Below are 14,026 nucleotides of genomic sequence, written 5' to 3'. Positions count from 1 at the left end.
ATGAGACGACTGCGGTTTTACCTGCGCAAATGCAGGCTGCTCGCGGTATTCCTCGCGCTGTGGCTGGCGGTGCTCGCGGGGGCGGTGCAGCAGGATAAGAGCGCGCACCCCGCGGAGATCACGCTCGCAGCGCCGCGCGACCTCGCGCCGGGGGAGAAGGATCCCTATTACATCAGCAGTATCGGCATGGTGTGGGAACCCCTCGTCGGGGTGGATGCCGACGGCCATCTGCGCGGCGTGCTCGCGGCGTCTTGGCAGGCGAACGAGGATGCGACGGTATGGCGGTTCAAGCTGCGCCGCGGCATTTCCTTCCAAGACGGCGAACCCTTCGACGCGGACGCGGTGGTGGCGAATTTCCGCCGCTGGGAGAATATGGGCTATCGCCTGTCGTCGTTTTACGGATTCCTCCTCGCGCGCGTCTATCCGGGCTACGCGGGGATCGAGAAGATCGCCGACGACGAGGTGGAGCTGCGTTTCTCCGAACCGCAGCCGATGCTCGTCTACCGCATGATCAACTTCTCCTCGCCGATGTTCAGTCCAAAGTGTTTTGACATCGAGTCGGGCGATTTCACGGGCTATGCCGTGGGCACGGGCCCCTTTGCCATCGTTGACCGCAAACCGGGGCAGTATGTCGTGCTGAAGCGTTTCGACGGCTATCACGGGACGCCCGCAAAGAGCGAATACATCCGGCTCGTGAGCATGCCGAACGCCGCCACGCGCTTCTCGGCGCTGCGGGCGGGCGAGGTGGAGGGCGTCCTCGATCTCGGCTCGCTCACGCCGTCCCTCACGCTCGCCCTGCTGCGGGACCCGCGCTTTGCTGTCTCTTCGAACCGCAATACGATCAATCAGTATGTGACGGTGAACCAGAGCCGCTTCCCGTTTTCGGATGTGCGGATGATGCGTGCGATCAGCCTTCTCATCGACCGCGAAGCGATTGTGCGGTACTATTTCAACGGGCAGTCGGAGCCGACGATGAATCTGCTGAACCGCTGCAATCCGTTCTATAAAGAAATTCCGCTCGTACACGACGAGGCGGAGGCCGTCCGCCTTGCGGACGAAGTGATGGGAGGAGAGACCTATCGGGCGACGTTCCTCATCCCGCAGTACGGGCTGAGCCGCTACTCCTACAAGGAAGTGGTCGAGTATCTTCAGGCGGCGCTGCGGAAGCTGCACATCGAAGCGCGCATTCTGATCCTCGACAGCGCGACGCATTCGAAATACATGTCCGCCGGCAACTACGACTTTTCGATCGGGACGCACGGGCTTGCGAACTACGCGCCAGAGACGCTGATGGAGAGCTATATGGCGACGTGGGGGAGCAATAATAAGCTGTACCACGTGGGCTATGAGAACCCCGCGGCGGACGCGGTCTTTAAGGAATTGCCGGAGGTGATCGACATGGACCGGCGCCGCGCATACTATGACGAACTGCAGGATATGGCGGTTGAGGCGCCGCCGCTCATCCCCTTCGGCAGCGACAATAACGTCGTGGTTTACAATGCCGCGGAGCTGACGGGCTACAACGCGACGACGTACGGCATTACGCTGGATCAGGTGGAGAGGCGGTGAAGCGATGAAAACGTATTTCCGGCAGCGCCTGCTGCTCCTCCTGCCGACCCTCGTCGGCATGACGGCGCTGGTCTTTGCGCTCGGCTTTATCTCGCCCTCCGATCCGGCGGCGGTGATCATGACGATGGACGGCGTGACCGCCCCGACGCCGGAGGAGATCGCGGCGAAGCGGGTGGAACTCGGGCTCGACCGCCCCTATGCCGTGCAGTACGCCGCGTGGCTCGGCGGGGTGCTCCGCGGGGACTGGGGCGTCTCCTTTATCACGGGGAAAAACGTGCTGCAGGAACTCCTGCAGGCACTCCCCGTGACGCTCTCGCTCGCGGGCATGGCGCTCCTTTGGGTGATCCTCCTCAGCGTGCCGCTCGGCGCCGTCATGGCGGTGTATCGGCACGGGGCGGCGGAGCGCTGGCTGACGCTGCTCTCCATCGCGCTGACGTCTCTGCCGAGTTTTTGGCTCGCGATCGTCCTCATGCAGATCCTCTGCGAGAACCTGCGCATCTTCCCCACGAGCGGCTACGGGACGGTGCGCCATCTGCTGCTGCCGGGGCTCGTCCTCGGCGCGGGGACGATCGGCGCGGTGATGCGGCTCCAGCGGGACGCGCTGACAGAGGTGTTCGCGGAGAACTACATCCTGACGGCGCGGGCAAAGGGGCTCCCGCTCTTTTACATCGTCTACCGCCACGCCCTGCGCAACGCGTTCATTGCAACCGCGACGATGCTCGGCAACTACGCGGGCGCTCTGCTCGGCGGCGCGGCGATCATCGAGCTGATCTTTGCCCTGCCCGGGCTCGGCACGCTCGCGCTGACGGCGGTGCAGGCTCGTGACTATCCGATGATCCAAGGCTATGTGCTGATGGTCGGCTGCATGATGATTGTCGTGAACATGTGCGTCGATGTGTTCTATGTGATGTTAAAACCGAATCTGCGGCTGGGGGATGGGCAAAATGACTGAGATGAACCGGCTCGAGCGCGGCGCGCTCGCCGTCTGCGCCGCCTTTATCTTCGTCGCGGCCGCCGCGCCGCTCCTCATGCCGTACGATCCGAACTTCGTCGATATGGGGCATGTGCTCGAATATCCGAGCGCGCGCTATCTGCTCGGCACCGATCCGCTCGGGCGCGATGTGCTCAGCCGTCTCATCTCGGGCGCGCGCGTCTCGATCGGGTTTGCCGCGGCCGCCGCGTTCTGCACGATGACGGTCGGCCTTGTCGTCGGAACCGTCAGCGGCTACGTCGGGGGGCGTGTGGACGCGCTGATTCAAACGGTGGTGAACGTCTTTCAGGGCATCCCGAGCTTTAGTCTGATGATCGCGCTGGCGGGGCTTCTCGAGCCGGGCGTCACGAGCATGCTCATTGCGGTCGTCGTGACCTCGTGGACGGGATTCTCGCGCGTCGTGCGCGGCGAGGTGATCCGCATCAAGGGCGAGCCGTTCGTCGAGGGGCTGCGCGCGCTCGGGGCGGGCGCGGGATTCATCGTCGGCCGCTATGTCCTCAGGAGTCTCCTGCCCGTCGTCATCGTGCTCTTTACCATCCGCATCGGCATGGTCATCCTCTCCGTCTCGGGGCTCAGCTACATCGGCATCGGGCTCCAGCCGCCGACGTCGGACTGGGGGCTCATGGTCAGCGAGGGGCAGACCTATTTCCGCACGTACCCGCTGCTCCTCTACGCCCCGGGCGCCTGCATATTTATCCTGTGCGTCGCGGTGAACATCCTCGGCGAGGGACTCCAGCGGCGGTTTGCCGGACGTACGCGGCGCGAGATGTAGGGAGGCGGGGAGAATGGATAACATACGGCATGCGGCGCGCGAGGACATCGCGCTGGAGCAGGTGAGCGTCAGCTTCCCCTACGAGCAGGGATTGGTGCTGCATCCGCTCGACTGCACGTTTCCCGCGCGCGAGATCACCGCTGTGATCGGCGAATCGGGCAGCGGGAAATCCGTCCTCGGCAAGGCGATCGTCGGGCTCCTCAGCCGCGCCTGCGTGACGGGGCGCATCCTCTACGACGGGCAGAATCTTGCGGCGATGGCGGAGCGCGATCTGCGCGCCTACCGCGGGCGGCGCATCTTCTTTATGCCGCAGGATCCCGCGCTCGCGCTCAATCCGGCGCTCACCGTCGGGGAACAGCTCACGGAGGCGCTCGAGTACCATGAGGGACTGCCGCCCGCCGAGGCGCGGCGGCTGGCGATGGCCGAGCTTTCTCGCTACGGATTCGACGATGCGCAGCGCGTCTTTCGCGCCTATGCGTTCGGTCTGAGCGGCGGGATGCGCCAGCGCGTGCTCTGCGCGATCGCCTCGCTCATGCGGCCGCGGTGGATCATCGCGGACGAGCCGACGAAGGGGCTCGACCCCGGGCTGCGCAAACAGGTATTTACGCTGTTTCGCCGGCTTGCCGAGACGCAGAACTGCGGCTTTATCATCATCAGCCACGACCTGCGGTTCGTGCGGCGGATCAGCAGCCGCACCGTTGTGCTGCGGGACGGGCGGCTTGTGGAGCAGGGCGCGACGGAGGAACTCTTTACGCGGCCGCGGGAGGAATATACGCGGACACTCGCGGCTGCGGCCGAGGCGTTTGCGGGGGAGGACGGTGCGGCATGATGCGCTGTGAACACATCGGCAAGGTCTTCCGGAGCGGGTTCATGGGCGGCCGCGCGGTGACGGCGCTCGAGGATGTGTCGTTTTCCGTTGCGGAGGGAACGACCTATGCGCTCTGCGGACTCAGCGGCGCGGGGAAATCGACGCTCGGGCGCATCGTGCTGGGGCTTGTCCCCGCCACGAGCGGCGCGGTGTATTACGGGGACACGCCGCTTGTCGACCGGCTGAGGACGCGCGCGGCGGAGCGGGAGTTTCGGCGCGGGCATCAGATGATCTTTCAGAACCCGCAGGCGTCTCTCTACGAGAACTTCCCCATCCGGCGCCTGCTCGAGGAGCCGTACCGCATTCACGCGGCCGCGATGGGCGCGCCGGACTGGGCGTGGATCAAGGCGTGCCTCGAGAAGGTCAGCCTCGCGTCGGATATCTTGGATCGCTATCCGGCGGAGCTGAGCGGGGGGCAGCTCCAGCGCCTTTCGATCGCGCGCGTCCTCACGATGCGGCCGTCCTTCGTCGTGCTGGACGAGCCGACCGCGATGCTCGACCCGACCGTACAGGTGCAGATCATGCGCCTGCTGAAAGATTTGCAGCGCGCGGAACGCCTCACCTATCTCTTCATCTCGCACGATCTCGATCTCGTCCGCTTCCTCGCCGACGACGTGGGCGTCATGTGCCGCGGGCGCATGATCGAACAGGGGCACGCCGCCGAAGTCCTCGGCGCTCCGCGCGAGGAATTTACGCGCGAATTTATCGCGGCGTTCGACGGATTTTGACGTGCGGTTTGACCGGATATTTGAACCATGGAAGAGGAGTGTATGGAAACGATGAAGAAGAAAAGATTAAGCGCGGCAATTCTCGCCGCGCTGCTGAGCATGAGCGTATCTGCGCACGCGTCGGAGAAAAGCGCGGGCGGGGGAACAAATACGGTCGATACCTACGAGCTCGACCCCGTTGACGTCGAGGGCCGGAGTACCGACGATACGATGCCCGGCGGAAATGTCGCGCGGACGGCGTCGCTTGGCGCGCTCGGCGAAGACGCGGCGGTTATGGAGACGCCCGTCAACGTGACATCCTATACGGATGCTGTGCTGAAGAAAAATTTTGTTCCGACGCGCGCGTTCCTGAACGCGGCGACGAACAATCCCTCCGTGCAGGTCGGCGGCGCATCGACGGACAACAACGTCGAGCTGCAGATCCGCGGCGTGGAGTTCAACACGCACGACATCCTGCTCGACGGGGTGCCCGGCATGATTATGATGCAGAACCAGCCGACGAACTACATCGGACGGATGGAGATCATCACGGGACCGAACGCCGTCGTCAGCGGAACGGGGACGATGCAGTCCGCCGCGGGGTTCGTCAATTTCGTGCCGAAAAAGGCCGGACCGCGCCCCGTTTTTGACATCACGCAGTCCTATGCGAGCAGCCGGTATCTGACGACGGGGATCGACTGGGGGCGGCGGTTCGGGAAAAACCAGCAGTTCGGCATCCGCATCAATACGGAGGCGTATACGGGGCGCACGACGTCGCCGGGCGAGGAGCTGCGCGGGCGCGATCTCTATATCAACATCGACCGGGAGACGGCGCGCAGCAAGAGTTCGCTGCTCTACGGCTACGATACCTCCACGCATCACGGGATGCCGGAGGTGCTGCGCATCAAGGACGCGAACTGGGGCACGAACGTAACGCATCTCCCTTCGGCAAGCGCCGTGGTAAAGAATTTCATGCCGTCATGGGCGCTCGTTAAGCACACGCACCGCGTTTATCTGTTTCAGCATGAGCAGAAGTTCAATGAACATATCACGGGCTATGTGAAGGCGGGGCTCATGCACCGCGACTGGCCGGGCTATCTGACGAGCAAGCCGTGGCTGCAAAACGACGCGGGCGACTATACGCTGAGCATCGACGGCAGCTCCACGATGGGCAAGACCAATCGGCGCGTCTTTATGACGGGGGTCAAACTGAACTTTGACACGGGCGCCGTCAATCATGCGATGACGATCGGGTACGATTACCTCTCACAGCACGGTTGGTCGAACGAGGCAACGGGAACGACGTCCAATATGACGGGCAATATCTATCGCGGCCTCATTACGGATCCGGGCGCGCCGCATGCGCCCGAGGGGCAGTGGTATGTCGGCAGCAAGCTCAACAACCGCAGCGTCGTCTTTGCCGATGCGATAACGGCGCTTGACGGGCGTTTGAAGCTCATCGCGGGGCTGCGCCGGCAGACGATCTATACGCGCAACTTCAGCAAGACGGGCGCACTGACGAAGTCCTACGAGAAGAGCGCGACGACGCCGACCTTTGCCGCGCTCTACAAGCTCTCGCCGCGCACCGCCCTCTATGTGAACTACGCGGAGTCGCTGACCTCGGGGGCGACGACGCCGAATACCGTCGTGAATAAAAACGAGGTCATGCCGCCGACCAAGACGAAGCAGTATGAGTTCGGAGCGAAATGGGATATGGGCGACTGGGGGACGACGCTCAGCCTCTTCCGCATCAAACAGCCGACGGGGCTTGTGAACGCCGCCAATTACTATGTGATGGACGGCGAGACGCGCAGTCAGGGCGTCGAGTGGAACATCTTTGGCAAGGTCGCGCCGCGGCTCAGCCTCACGGGCGGCATGATGCTGCTCGACGCCAAATATGAGAAAACGGATGGCGGTGTGAACGACGGCAACCGCGTGTTCGGCACGCCGCGGTTCAACGCGACCATGGCGCTCGACTGGGAGACGCCCGTGCGGGGACTGAACGTCTACGGCCGCCTGCTCCATATGGGCAGCACCTATGCGGACAGCAAGAATCGCATCGAGGTTCCCTCATGGACGCGCTTTGACCTGGGCGCACAGTACGAGACCAAGATTGACGGCTATCCGACAACCTTCAATCTCATGATTTATAACGTCCTGAACAAGATGTACTGGTCGTCCACCACCGTGAAATGGAGCGACGGCGGCCTCATGCTGAACCCTGGGCGGACGTTCATGCTGTCCGCGGCGGTCAGCCTCTAAAAGAGTCTTTCCGTACAAGCCGAGCGGCGCCGCCGCGCCCGCGTTATGGTTGTAATACATGGCGGCATAAAAACAAGGGCTGTTGCATCTGCACGATAACATGCAGATGCAACAGCCCCTGTTTACGTATTTGCACGCTTAGTTCATAAAAAACCGCGCATCTTTTATTGGAACGGCCACACGAGCGGGATAACGGCGACGCAGACGAGCAGCGATATAAAGACGAGCGGCAGGCCGATCTTGACATAGTCCATGAAGCGGAACTTGCCGGGACCGAGCACGAGCGTGTTCGGCGGGGTCGCGACCGGCGTCGTGAACGCGCAGGATGCCGCGATGCCGATGGCCATAACGACCGGGTACGGCGATACGCCGATGGACTGCGCGATGGAGATCGCGATCGGTGCGAGCAGCGCCGCCGCGGCGGTATTCGACATAAACTGCGTCAGGCCGCAGGAGAGGATGAACATGGCGACGACGATGAGGTACGGCGAGGGCGCGTCGCCCATGAGTCCGACGACGAAGTTCGCGATGAGCGCGCCGGCGCCGCTCTTTTCCATCGCGCTCGCCAGCGGCAGCATACCGGCAAAGAGGAAGATCGTCGTCCAGTCGATGCCCTCGTATGCCTGCTTTTCATTGAGACAGCCCGTCAGCACGCAGAGCAGGCCGCCAATGATGGCGGACATCTGCATCGGCACGTGGATGTCCTTCTCAAGAACCATTGCGGTGACGACGCCGAGCAGAATGACTGCGCAGATGATCATCTTGCGGGAGTCTTTGGCGCTTTCGGCAGCGCCGCTGCCCGCATTGGCATCGCTGTCAACCATGTGCTGCGGGCAGAGCTTGCGGCCGATCGTCAGCATGTAGATCATGCCGACAATCGAGAGCGGAACGCCGATCCATGCGAATTCGAAAAAGCCGAACGGCTCGAGCCCCGTGGCCTGGAGCGTGGCGCTCATCAGGATGTTCGGCGGCGTGCCGATCATCGTAATGGTGCCGCCGACGTTGGCCGCGATTGCGAGCGCCATGAGCTGCGGCGAGACGGGGAGTTTTGCCGCCGCGCAGATCTGGATGACGACCGGCATGAGACACGCCACGGTCGCCGTGTTCGACGAGATCGAGGACAGGACGATGGTGATCAGCATCAGCGCCGCCATGAGGGGGCGCTCGTCACTGCCGGATTTTTTGACGACGGCGATGCCGATCTTCTGTGCGAGACCCGTTTGGAACATCGCCGCGCCGATGATGAACATGCCGGCGAAGAGAACGACGGTGGAATTCGACAGGCCGGAAAATACCTGCGCGGGCGTCAGCACCCCTAAAAGTCCGAGGGCGATCGCCGCGCCCATTGCCGTTACGGCGAGCGGGATAATTTCGGTGGCGAATAGGATCGCCGCCACTGCGAGAACACTTAACGTTAGCATTGCTGCATCCATTGATCCATCTCCATTTCATCAGTTCTAATGTCGTTTCCATAAGATATTTAGAAACATTCTTCAACGAATTTCTATCATTCGCAAGAAATACGTAAATATCGGCAATATGCACCTCCTTTATTTTAAGATTATATCATGATATGGAATATAATTCAATTCATATATGATTTGAACAAGCCGAAATACGTTATTTAAAGTAGGATAAAACGCCGCCCCCTTTGAACTTTTTGTGCAAAGGCAGGGGCTTTGTGGTATAATGGAGCGAATATTGTCCTGCATGCAGGATGTTATCGTGATCATGAATTAGGAGTGTGAAACCACTTGTTTGGAATTTCTTCCATTTTGAAGCATTTCCTTGGCGACAACAACGACAAGGAGATCGCTCGTTACCGTGTGATTGTGGATCAAATCAACGGGCTCGAGCCCGATATGGTGAACCTGACGGACGACAAGCTGACGGGCTATACGCGCAGGTTCCGCGAACAGCTTGAAAATGGGGCGTCCATGGAGGACATCCTCCCCGAGGCGTTCGCCGTCGTGCGCGAGACGTCGCGGCGCGTGCTCGGCATGCGCCATTTCGACGTGCAGCTCATCGGCGGCATGTGCCTGCACGAGGGGCGCATCGCGGAGATGCGCACGGGCGAAGGCAAGACGCTCGTCGCGACGACGGCGGTGTACCTCAACGCGCTCGCGGGGCGCGGCGTTCATATGGTCACGGTCAACGACTACCTCGCGCGGCGCGACAGCGAGTGGATGGGCAAGCTCTACCGCTACCTTGGGCTTTCGGTCGGGCTCATCGCGCACAACATGGACTTCCCGGAGCGCAAGGCGGCCTATGCGTCGGACGTCACATTCGGCACGAACAACGAGTTCGGCTTTGACTATCTGCGCGACAACATGGTGCTCTCCGAGAGCCAGATGGTACAGCGCGCGCTGCACTATGCGATCGTCGACGAGGTGGACTCGATCCTCATCGACGAGGCGCGCACGCCGCTCATCATCTCGGGGCCCGGGACGAAGTCGACGGACAACTACGCCGTCATGGCAAACGCCGTGCGCCACCTGAAGGAGGGCGAGGACTACACGGTCGACGAGAAGCAAAAGACCGTCGCGCCCGCCGACAGCGCCGTGCCGAAGATCGAGAAGATCGTCGGCATCCAGAACCTCTACGCGCCCGAGAACATCGAGCTCTCGCACTGCTTTACTGCCGCGCTGCGCGCAAAGGCGCTCATGCACCGCGACCGCGACTACGTCGTGCGCGGCGACGAGATCGTCATCGTGGACGAGTTCACGGGGCGCCTCATGGAGGGGCGCCGCTACTCCGACGGCCTGCATCAGGCGATCGAGGCGAAGGAGGGCGTCAAGATTCAGCGCGAATCGCAGACGCTCGCGAGCATCACGTTCCAGAATTATTTCCGCATGTATGAAAAACTCGCGGGCATGACGGGCACGGCCAAGACGGAGGAGAACGAATTCCTCAAGATCTATAAGCTGCCCGTCATCGTCATCCCGACGAACAAGCCGGTCTGCCGCATCGACCACCCCGACGTCATCTACAAGACGAAGGCGGCGAAATACCGCGCCGTCGGGCGCTCGGTTAAGGAGATCCACGAGACGGGACAGCCCATCCTCATCGGCACGACGTCCATCACGCAGTCCGAGGAGATGTCGAACGTCCTGCGGAAAAACGGCATCCCGCACGTCGTGCTCAATGCGAAATTTCATGAAAAAGAAGCCGAGATCGTTGCGAACGCCGGGCAAAAGGGCGCCGTTACGATCGCGACGAATATGGCGGGCCGCGGCACGGACATCAAGCTCGGCGAGGGCGTCGACGCGCTCGGCGGGCTCTACATCGTCGGCACGGAGCGCCACGAATCGCGGCGCATCGACAACCAGCTGCGCGGACGTTCCGGGCGTCAGGGCGACCCCGGCGCGTCGAAGTTCTTCCTCTCGCTCGAGGACGACCTCATGCGCCTCTTTGCCTCCGACCGCATCGCGGGCATCATGGACAAGCTCGGCATGGAGGAGGACGAACCGATCGAGCACGCCATCATCACGCGCTCCATCGAGCATGCGCAGAAAAAGGTCGAAGCGCGCAATTTCGACATCCGCAAGCACGTCCTCGAATACGACGACGTCATGAATCAGCAGCGCGAGGTCATCTACGGAGAGCGGCGCAAGATCCTCTGCGGCGAGAACCTGCGCGAGAACATCCTCGCGATGGTCAAGCACATCATCAAGGACGAGATGACGCAGTACGCGAACGAGAAACTCTACCCCGAGGAGTGGCAGCTGGATGCGCTTATCGAGGATGCGGAGAAGGTCTACGCGCCGCAGGGCAGACTGAAAAAGGAAGAGCTCGAAGTGCTCGCGCGCGACGAGATCCAGGAGCTGCTCGAGCAGATCGCAGAGGAGGGCTACAAGAACCGCGAGCGCATGTTCGGCGAGGAGAATATGCGCGAACTCGAGAAGGTCGTCATGCTCCGCGTCGTGGATCAGAAATGGATGGACCATCTCGATCACATGGACATGCTGCGCGAGGGCATCAACCTGCGCGCATACGGGCAGCGCAACCCGCTCGTCGAGTATAAGATCGAGGCGCTGACCATGTTTGAAGAGATGGAAGCCTCCATCATGGATCAGATCGCGAACCTCATGTACCATGTGAGCATCGTCGCCCCGCAGGCCGCGCCGCCCGTGCAGAGTGCGGCGCCTGACGGTACGCCCGCACCCGCGCCCGTCGCGGATGCCGCCGCCGCGCAGCGTGCGCATGAACTGCTCGCGCGCGAGCGGTCCAAACTCGAGGACCACCTCCGCACCGCCCGCGTTTCTCACGGCGATGAGAGCGCGCCCGCCGAGGCGCGCGCCGAAAAGGGCGAGGACGGGAAGAAGGTCGGGCGGAACGATCCGTGTCCGTGCGGGAGTGGCAAAAAATACAAGAACTGCCACGGGCGACAGTGAAACGCTATCTTTGCGCACGGCGGCGTCATTTCGTCGAACGCTTCGCTCGGAGTAGGTCTTAACTACGCCGTCGCTCGCATTCTCCTCATTCCTACCCGTGCATCGAACCTAGCGCTTCACTTGGTTTGCGGTATGACGGGGCGGTGTGACGCGGGATTTTCGCGCCTAGCGTCGTCACTTAGGTTTGGTTCTGGGGGGGAGGGGACTTGATTCACGCGCGTCCCGCCCCGCGTTGCCGCGCTCTCCCGCGACATACGCGCGCGTAACTTTGTGCCGCGCATGATGTGCGGACGGCCCCATACTGAGCCAATAAAATGCGGAGTTAATAATTGTGTAATTTAGGGAAGAAACAACATGCTGGAAGATCTGAAACCGACACTGAGTGATTTGGGCGAAAAGCTGGATCAGATGCGCATTTCCCTGGAGATCCCCGCGAAGGAGGAGAAGATCGCCGAGCTCGAATACAAGATGAGCGAGCCGACGTTCTGGGACGATGCGGCGGCGGCGCAGAAGGTCAACCGGGAACTCGTGGATCTCAAGGGCGGCGTCGACACCTACAAGGCGCTCGCCGCGAAATACGAGGACGCCGAGACCCTCTATGAAATGGGCATCGAAGAGAACGATCCCGCGATGGAGGACGATATCCGCGCCGAGCTCGACGCGATCGCCGCGGGGCTCGAGACGCTCCAGCTCGAGGTGCTCCTCTCCGGGGAATACGACGCGAACAACGCGATTCTCACGCTCCACGCGGGCGCGGGCGGCACCGAGGCGCAGGACTGGACGCAGATGCTCCTGCGCATGTACGGGCGCTGGGCGGAGCGGCACGGGTTCACCGTCGAGACTGCCGACCTCCAGCCGGGCGACGAGGCGGGCGTCAAGTCCGCGAGCCTTTTCATCAAGGGGCACAACGCCTACGGCTTCCTAAAATCTGAAAAGGGCGTCCATCGCCTCGTCCGCATCTCGCCGTTCGACTCGCAGGCGCGGCGGCACACATCGTTCTCCGCGTGCGACGTCATGCCCGAGATCGACGATGCGGTCGAAGTGGACATCCACATGGACGATGTGCGCGTCGATTACTACCGCGCGAGCGGCGCGGGCGGGCAGCACATCAACAAGACATCGTCCGCCGTGCGCATGACGCACGAGCCGACGGGCATCGTCGTGCAGTGCCAGAACGAGCGCTCCCAGCTCCAGAACAAGGAGCAGTGCCTCAAGATGCTCCGCGCTAAACTCTTCGAGCTCGAGCAGGAGAAGAAGGAAGAGGAGATTGCCAAACTCGAAGGCGTCCAGCAGAAGATCGAGTGGGGCAGTCAGATTCGCTCCTATGTGTTCCAGCCGTACACGATGGTGAAAGACGTCCGCACGAACGCCGAGACGGGAAACGTGCAGGCGGTTATGGACGGGGAGATCGACCCGTTTATCAGGGCTTACCTCAACGCAAAGGCCAATCACGAATTCTAGGCGTGACGCGCGACGTGACGCGGGATTTTGGCGCCTAGCGTCGTCATTTCGTCGAATGCGTCGGTCGACGTAGGTCTTAACTACGACTCCCTCGCATTCTCCTTATTCCTAGCTATGCATCCAAACTTCCGCGTCACTTACGTTACGGTCGGAGCGTGGGATTTTCATGCACGAACTGCCGTGTCGTTTACGCAGCGACAAGAATTCGCCCGCGAACGGGAGGCACCGAAAAATCGCGCCGTTTGCGCAGCAGCGAGAAAGATGCCCTGAGCCGTAATACAACATGCAACGATTGGAGGTTCACATGTGGAAAGCCGCTGCAGCGCTGCTCATTATCGTCGTCATTGCCGCGGGGGCGGTGCTCGCCCTCCCTTCCTACGCCACGAACCTCATTGTGGATGCGCTGCGCGAGCAAACGGCGGCGGAGGATGTGCAGATCTCGATCTCGGAGAGCCCGCGCCTCGTCTTCGGCGAGATCGGCGCGGTGGACGGCGTTCTGCGGCAGGGGCGCATCGGCAAGATCTTCGTCCGCGAACTCACGCTCACAGGCACGGGACTTCATATCGATACGCTGACGCTTCTGACCGAGCGCAGGGCGGTTCTCACCTCGGCCAAGTCTGCGGAGCTGCGCGGCGTGATTGATGCGGACGCCATCCGCGAACTGATCACAAAGTCCACGGGCAAATTTGAGGACGTCGATGTGACCGTCACGCCGGACGGCGTCGTTGCCACGGCGAAGACCAAGGCCCTCGGGCAGACCTTTGCCGTCACGCTCGAGGGAGCGTTTGAAATCGTCTCCGGCGACCTCTATTATAAAGTCCGCCGCATTTCCGCGCGCGGGCGCGGCATGAACGCGCTCAGCCTCGACGGGCTCTTCCCGGATATCGTTGTCGCCCGTGCCGACGCGCTGCCGCTCGGCCTTGCGTTCCGGAGCGTCGAGGCCCGCGACGGTGTCGTCATTTTGACGGCGGGCAAGGACGCGTCGTAATTCCCGCATCAGAG

Annotated in this window: 10 protein-coding genes; 9 read left to right on the top strand and 1 reads right to left on the bottom strand. The window is 62.0% G+C overall.

Annotation, left to right across the window (positions count from 1 at the left end):
- Genes HMPREF9161_RS05690 through HMPREF9161_RS05665 form a run of 6 tightly spaced genes read left to right on the top strand, consistent with a single transcriptional unit; the run spans nt 1 to nt 7,169 of the window.
- Nucleotides 1-1,569 (top strand): ABC transporter substrate-binding protein, encoded by a 1,569-nt coding sequence (locus HMPREF9161_RS05690; protein ID WP_009728734.1) that lies wholly within the window; start codon nt 1-3, stop codon nt 1,567-1,569.
- 4 nt (nt 1,570-1,573) lie between these two features.
- The gene (locus HMPREF9161_RS05685; RefSeq protein ID WP_009728733.1) at nt 1,574-2,521 is read left to right on the top strand and encodes an ABC transporter permease; all 948 of its coding nucleotides are present in this window, start codon (nt 1,574-1,576) and stop codon (nt 2,519-2,521) included.
- Complete coding sequence (locus HMPREF9161_RS05680) at nt 2,514-3,332, top strand: ABC transporter permease (RefSeq protein ID WP_009728732.1); 819 nt, start codon at nt 2,514-2,516, stop codon at nt 3,330-3,332. Before HMPREF9161_RS05685 ends, HMPREF9161_RS05680 begins: the two co-directional genes overlap by 8 nt.
- A 13-nt stretch (nt 3,333-3,345) precedes the next feature.
- Nucleotides 3,346-4,161: an ABC transporter ATP-binding protein gene (locus HMPREF9161_RS05675; protein WP_009728731.1), complete on the top strand. Its 816-nt coding sequence runs from the start codon at nt 3,346-3,348 to the stop codon at nt 4,159-4,161.
- Nucleotides 4,158-4,928, top strand: coding sequence for an ABC transporter ATP-binding protein (locus HMPREF9161_RS05670; protein WP_009728730.1), 771 nt, complete (start codon nt 4,158-4,160; stop codon nt 4,926-4,928). Before HMPREF9161_RS05675 ends, HMPREF9161_RS05670 begins: the two co-directional genes overlap by 4 nt.
- A 42-nt stretch (nt 4,929-4,970) precedes the next feature.
- Complete coding sequence (locus HMPREF9161_RS05665) at nt 4,971-7,169, top strand: TonB-dependent siderophore receptor (RefSeq protein WP_037348600.1); 2,199 nt, start codon at nt 4,971-4,973, stop codon at nt 7,167-7,169.
- 164 nt (nt 7,170-7,333) lie between these two features.
- Here HMPREF9161_RS05665 and HMPREF9161_RS05660 read toward each other — a convergent pair whose 3' ends face one another.
- Entirely contained in the window at nt 7,334-8,602 is a 1,269-nt protein-coding gene (locus HMPREF9161_RS05660; RefSeq protein ID WP_009728728.1) for an SLC13 family permease, read from the bottom strand.
- Nucleotides 8,603-8,923: 321 nt separating this feature from the next.
- On the opposite strand from HMPREF9161_RS05660, the gene secA reads away from it, so the two are divergent.
- From secA to HMPREF9161_RS05645, 3 genes are all read left to right on the top strand, one after another.
- Entirely contained in the window at nt 8,924-11,563 is a 2,640-nt protein-coding gene (secA, locus tag HMPREF9161_RS05655; protein WP_009728727.1) for a preprotein translocase subunit SecA, read from the top strand.
- A gap of 354 nt (nt 11,564-11,917) precedes the next feature.
- Entirely contained in the window at nt 11,918-13,024 is a 1,107-nt protein-coding gene (gene prfB, locus HMPREF9161_RS05650) for a peptide chain release factor 2 (RefSeq protein ID WP_009728726.1), read from the top strand.
- 304 nt (nt 13,025-13,328) lie between these two features.
- Complete coding sequence (locus HMPREF9161_RS05645; RefSeq protein ID WP_009728725.1) at nt 13,329-14,012, top strand: DUF2993 domain-containing protein; 684 nt, start codon at nt 13,329-13,331, stop codon at nt 14,010-14,012.
- Nucleotides 14,013-14,026 lie beyond the last annotated feature (14 nt).

The sequence above is a fragment of the Selenomonas sp. F0473 genome (assembly GCF_000315545.1).
In the GTDB taxonomy this organism is placed as follows: domain Bacteria; phylum Bacillota; class Negativicutes; order Selenomonadales; family Selenomonadaceae; genus Centipeda.
Note: the sequence above shows the minus strand (reverse complement) of the source record. Positions and strands in the feature narration are given on the sequence as shown.